This is a genomic window from Curvibacter sp. GW821-FHT09D12 (assembly GCF_059416245.1).
This window is the reverse complement of record NZ_JBWKOU010000054.1, coordinates 1-1,408: the sequence shown is the minus strand read 5'-3', so window position 1 is coordinate 1,408 and position 1,408 is coordinate 1. Positions and strand designations below refer to the sequence as shown.

Annotated in this window: 1 protein-coding gene; it reads right to left on the bottom strand. The window is 61.6% G+C overall.

Going from position 1 to position 1,408, the window contains the following annotated elements:
• Positions 1-148: 148 nt before the first annotated feature.
• Complete coding sequence (locus AC07PT_RS30400; RefSeq protein WP_494659185.1) at positions 149-1,315, bottom strand: IS5 family transposase; 1,167 nt, start codon at positions 1,313-1,315, stop codon at positions 149-151.
• Positions 1,316-1,408: the final 93 nt, after the last annotated feature.

The window sequence follows — 1,408 nt, the reverse complement described above, 5'->3', positions numbered from 1 at the left end:
CCTAACAGGCTGAAGAAATACTCCCCAGACTCCAATCCCGACCTGCCCCACAGCCGCAGGCTGGCGCGCTTTTTTCACATTCCGGGATTAGCGTGCCCAATTGGGCGTTTCATTGCACTTCAGCGGCCGCTTTTGTCCCCGTTTGCTCTCAATGCGCCCCCTGCAGACGCACCTGTCCCATTTGCTCCAGCGTGCGCATGCGCACCAGGTTGTAGCCCGCCATCGTCAGCACGAACATCTGGTCCACGCGTTTGATTCCTCGCACCATCACCTGCCTCATGCCACCCACCGTCTTGGCCCAGCCAAAGCCTTGCTCGATGAGCTTTCTCTTTCGTTGCGATACCGCGTAGCCTTCACTTTGCGCTACGGCTTCGGGCACGGCTGAGCTTCTGCCTGACTTGTTCTGGGCCACGTGGGGGATGACGTTCATGGCCTGGCAGGCCTCAATGAATTCCCGTGCGTCATAGCCTTTGTCCGCCCCCAGCGTGATGGTTCGCGTGGGATCAGGCTGCGCCTGTCGGGCGTCATTGACCATGGCCTTGGCCGCTTCGCGCTCTGCGTAGCCATCGGCCAGCGTGACCACGGCATTGGCCAGCAGGCCGTGGCGGTTGTCGCTCAGGGTGTGTCCCATGTAGCGCAGCTCGCTGGCGGTTTTGCCTTTGCGGTACAGCCGGGCATCGCCGTCCGTGGTGGATTCATGGGTGTCGTTGCTGCGCCGCTGGCCCTTGAAGTTGCCGCCATCGCTGTGGGCTTTGGCATCTGCATCAGGGCCATCATCGGCGCCGTCACCATTGCCATCACCACCCGCGTCATCGTCGCCTTTGCGCACAAAGCTCTTGTGACCCGCCCAGGCCTGGATGAGCGTGCCGTCCACGCTGAAGTGCTCGCCCGAGAGCCAGTGCTTTTTGTCGGCGATCTTGAGCACTTCGTTGAAGAATTCGATCACCGCGTCGTGTTCGATCAGCCGCTCGCGGTTCTTGGTGAATACGCTGGGTACCCAGACCTCGTCGTCCATGGACAGGCCGATGAACCAGCGAAACAAGAGGTTGTACTGCACCTGCTCCATCAACTGGCGTTCCGAGCGCACGCTGTACAGCACTTGCAGCAGCATGGCGCGCAGCAGCTTCTCGGGGGCGATGCTGGGGCGCCCGCCCTTGATGTCTGCTTCGTACATGCGCGAGAACAAGGCATCCATCTTGGTCAAGGCGGTGTTGACCATCTTGCGGATGGGGCGCAGGGGGTGCGAGGCTGGCACGAAGTCGTCGAGCTTGCGGACAGAGAACAGGCTCTCGGTGAAGGTGTCGGCGCCACGCATGGGGGTCAGGGTCAAGTGATGTGGGAGGCTCCGCTGAGCTTACCGGGGGTTGGGCTGCTGGGCTGGATGCGTGGGAGGTATTTCTTCAGCCTG